The sequence below is a fragment of the Pseudoalteromonas sp. UBA2102 genome, assembly GCF_002331165.1.
Classification (GTDB): domain Bacteria; phylum Pseudomonadota; class Gammaproteobacteria; order Enterobacterales; family Alteromonadaceae; genus Pseudoalteromonas; species Pseudoalteromonas atlantica.
In genome coordinates this window covers 1-3,809 of record NZ_DCYU01000141.1, presented here as the reverse complement: position 1 = coordinate 3,809, position 3,809 = coordinate 1, and the positions used below count along the sequence as shown (strand labels likewise).

Annotated in this window: 4 protein-coding genes; 2 read left to right on the top strand and 2 right to left on the bottom strand. The window is 41.0% G+C overall.

Annotated features, from left to right (window positions below; genetic code table 11):
- The coding region (locus tag B2R65_RS18045) for a Rho termination factor N-terminal domain-containing protein (RefSeq protein WP_286744972.1) at positions 1–182 on the bottom strand (182 nt) is incomplete at its 3' end.
- A 182-nt stretch (positions 183–364) separates the two neighbouring features.
- The gene (trxA, locus tag B2R65_RS18040) at positions 365–691 is read right to left on the bottom strand and encodes a thioredoxin TrxA (RefSeq protein WP_004588957.1); all 327 of its coding nucleotides are present in this window, start codon (positions 689–691) and stop codon (positions 365–367) included.
- A 91-nt stretch (positions 692–782) separates the two neighbouring features.
- Here trxA and rhlB point away from each other — a divergent pair, with 91 nt between their 5' ends.
- Together rhlB and gppA are read left to right on the top strand one after the other, a co-directional pair.
- Positions 783–2,060, top strand: a complete 1,278-nt coding sequence (gene rhlB / locus B2R65_RS18035) for an ATP-dependent RNA helicase RhlB (RefSeq protein WP_024032051.1) — start codon at positions 783–785, stop codon at positions 2,058–2,060.
- A 44-nt stretch (positions 2,061–2,104) separates the two neighbouring features.
- The gene (gene gppA, locus B2R65_RS18030; RefSeq protein WP_096040975.1) at positions 2,105–3,598 is read left to right on the top strand and encodes a guanosine-5'-triphosphate,3'-diphosphate diphosphatase; all 1,494 of its coding nucleotides are present in this window, start codon (positions 2,105–2,107) and stop codon (positions 3,596–3,598) included.
- The last annotated feature ends 211 nt before the right edge of the window (positions 3,599–3,809 follow it).

The window sequence follows — 3,809 nt, the reverse complement described above, 5'->3', positions numbered from 1 at the left end:
CCATCTTGTAAAATCTCTAGTACACCGCCACCGAAGATGTTCTCTCCGCCTTTGGCGTGTGCTTTAAGAATGGCAAAAATGATATCTTGCTTTCTTAAGCGGGCTACGTTTTCGAGCCCCATGGACTCAGCTAAGTTTACAAGTTCTTTTATAGACTTGTCTTTTAATTCGCGTAAATGCATATTGGTGGGTTCTTTATTACAATTGTCATACTCAAAATCGCTTTGATAGTTGAGTGAGGTTTGTTGAATATAACTAAGGATTAGTTGGCTTTATAAACTAGCAGTTCACTGGCATAGCGTCCAGTCTTTATACAAAATAAACACAAAAAAAGGGCAAAAACGCCCTTTTTTTTAATTTTTACTTAGATATTGTTTTCTAAGAACTCAATAAGTTGAGTTTTAGAAAGCGCACCAACTTTCGTTGCAGCTACTTGGCCGTCTTTAAAAAGAAGCAGAGTAGGAATACCACGAATACCAAATTTAGGCGGTGTACCCGCGTTTTGGTCAATGTTTAATTTAGCAACTGTTACACGGCTTTCGTATTCATCAGCTACTTCATTAAGGATAGGGGCGATCATTTTACAAGGTCCGCACCACTCAGCCCAAAAATCTACTAGTACAGGCTTGTCTGATTGTAATACGTCAGCTTCAAAGCTATCGTCAGTAATTTGGATTATTTTCTCGCTCATTGCGCTCTCCGATTTAGTTAGGCGAAATATTTAGTGCGTATTTAAACACTCTTGTTTCTTATTGCAAGTTTAAACGTTATGCTTAAACGCTATGACTAAGACACATTTGACCGATAAAAAGTTTTCAGACTTTGCTATCGCACCGGAAGTGGTTGCCGGTTTAACCGAAAGTGGGTTTGAATATTGCACACCCATTCAAGCAAAATGCCTACCTTTTATTTGTGACGGACGCGATATCGCGGGCCAAGCACAAACAGGTACGGGCAAAACGTTGGCGTTTTTAACAGCCACGTGCCATCGGTTATTACAATCTAGCAAAGCACCTAGTAAACATCCAAGAGCCCTGATCATGGCCCCGACTCGGGAGCTTGCGATTCAGATACACAAAGATGCTAAAATTTTAGCGCCGCACTGTAATCTTAACTTAGGTTTAGTATATGGTGGCGAAGATTACGAAAAACAACGTGCGCAATTAGAAAAAGGCGTTGATATTTTAATTGGTACTACAGGTCGCCTAATCGATTTGTACAAGCAAGGCTGTTACACCCTTAATGAAATTGAGGTAGTTGTGCTTGATGAAGCCGATCGTATGTTCGATTTAGGCTTTATAAAAGACATTCGTTACATGTTCCGCCGTATGCCAGATACAGCAGATAGATTAAACCTATTATTTTCTGCCACGCTTTCTTATCGCGTGCAAGAACTTGCCTTTGAACATATGACCAACCCTGAGCACGTTCAAATCGAGCCAGACGTTAAAACAGGTAAGCGAATTAAAGAAGAGCTATTTCATCCTTCTCAAGAAGATAAAATTAAGCTGCTATTAACTTTAATTGAGGAAGAATGGCCAGAGAAAGCCATTGTGTTTGCCAATACAAAGCACAGCTGTGAAACAGTGTATGCCTGGTTAAAAGCCGATGGCCACCGAGTAGGTATGCTCACTGGCGATGTAAACCAGAAAAAACGCCAATCTATATTAGCGCAATTCACCAAAGGCGAATTAGACTTTTTAGTGGCAACCGATGTGGCAGCACGTGGGCTACATATCCCTGAGGTAAGTCATGTATTTAACTTTGACCTCCCAGATGATTGTGAAGATTACGTTCACCGTATAGGCCGTACAGGTCGTGCGGGCGCATCAGGTCATGCAATTAGCTTTGCATGTGAGCAGTACGCTTATAACCTGCATGAAATAGAAGAGTATATAGAGCACAGCATTCCTTTATCACATTATGATAAAACCGCATTGCTAGATGATTTAACAAAGCCTACTATTCAAAGAAAGCGCAACTATTCTACAGGCCCACGTAATCGTAGTAATAATAACGGACGTCGCCCAAATAATAGTTACCAAAAAGGACGGTCGTAACTCGGCCGTTACTGTACGTAGTAGTAACTAGAGGTTTTTGAACGGTGGGGCAATTTAAACCGCAAAAAAATGTGTATGCAGTCATTGATTTAGGCTCAAATAGCTTTCATATGCTAATTGCTAAATCAATTGCTGGCGGCCTACAAACTATAGGCCGCGTTAAACGCAAAGTAAGATTAGCCGCAGGGCTTGATAAAGATAACGTATTAAGCACTGAGGCAATGCAGCGAGGCTGGGAGTGCCTTGCACTTTTTGCTGAGCGCCTACAAGACATTCCAAAACAAAATATAACCATAGTAGCAACGGCCACATTACGTCTTGCGACGAATGCCGATGTTTTCAAAGCACAAGCCGAAAAAATCTTAGGCCATACTATTAATGTAATAAGTGGTGAGCTAGAAGCACGCACTATTTATAAAGGCGTAGCACACACTTCATCATGCACTGGCAAGCAGCTAGTTATTGATATTGGTGGTGCAAGTACCGAAGTCGTTATAGGTAAGGGCTTTGAGGCACTGCACTATAAAAGCTTAAATATGGGGTGCGTTACTTATTTAGAGCGCTATTTTAAAGATTGCCAATTAAGTGAAGCAAACTTTAACGCTGCCATCAAAGCTGCCCACGAAGTCATTGATGAAATTGCCCCTGAGTATAAACAAGCAGGTTGGCAAATTGCATCGGGTGCTTCTGGCACGGTGCAAGCCATTCAAGAAATAATGGTTGCGCAACACTTAGATGAACTACTCACCCTAGAAAAGCTAAATAAAATAAAAGAGCAATCAATAACGTTTAGCACTATCGCTGCACTAGACTTACCTGGTCTAAGCGAAGAGCGCAGATTAGTTTTTGTATCTGGTCTAGCTATCTTAATTGCGCTATTTGAATCGCTTGAAATTGAAAAAATGGGATTAGCTGGCGGTGCACTACGCGAAGGTGTGCTTTACAGTATGGTGCCCGAGCTTCATAACAACGACATTCGTAAACGCACTGTTGATGGGTTTATGGACCGTTACCATGTTGATCAAAAGCAAGCTAATCGGGTATCGAGCTTAGTTATTCAACTGGCAGAACAAGTAGGTGAAAGCTGGCCGCTTGTTAGTGAAAATGCGTTGCCGCTTTTAAAAGCGGCAGCACAACTACACGAAATTGGTTTATTAATAGAGTACAAGCAATATCACAAGCACACAGCCTACATTATAGAAAACACCGATATGCCAGGTTTTTCACAATCTGAACATAAAGTGATTGCAGCTGTTGCCAATGCACATCGCTCCGATATTCAAAAAGGCAGCTTCGACGTTCTAGGTGCACATAGTACACTTACCCAATACTTAGTTAGGTTATTAAGAATTGCCGTAATATTATCGATGCGCCGACAAGACGACGTACTTCCTAAAATTGAGTTATCTGTAGAAAAAGACACCTTAGACTTAAAGTTTGCCAATAACTGGTTAAAAGAACACCCTCTTATGGCTAGTGAGCTACAACAAGAGTCTAAATTGCAAAGTAAACTCGGTTGGAAACTCATCGTAAACTAATATAAAAGGCCCGTAAGGGCCTTTTTAGTGTTTAAAGTAACCACTTTGCTTCAATTTCACGCGAACAGTCATTTATTTCAAGTTTTCTTCAAAAAAGGGTTGATCTGTTTTCGGATCTCCCTATAATGCGACCCCACTGAGACGGCAGACAGCAACGCTTAGCGAGGCAAGAGTCAATCAGTGAGTTGAGTAAAACTTAGTTTTAAAAACT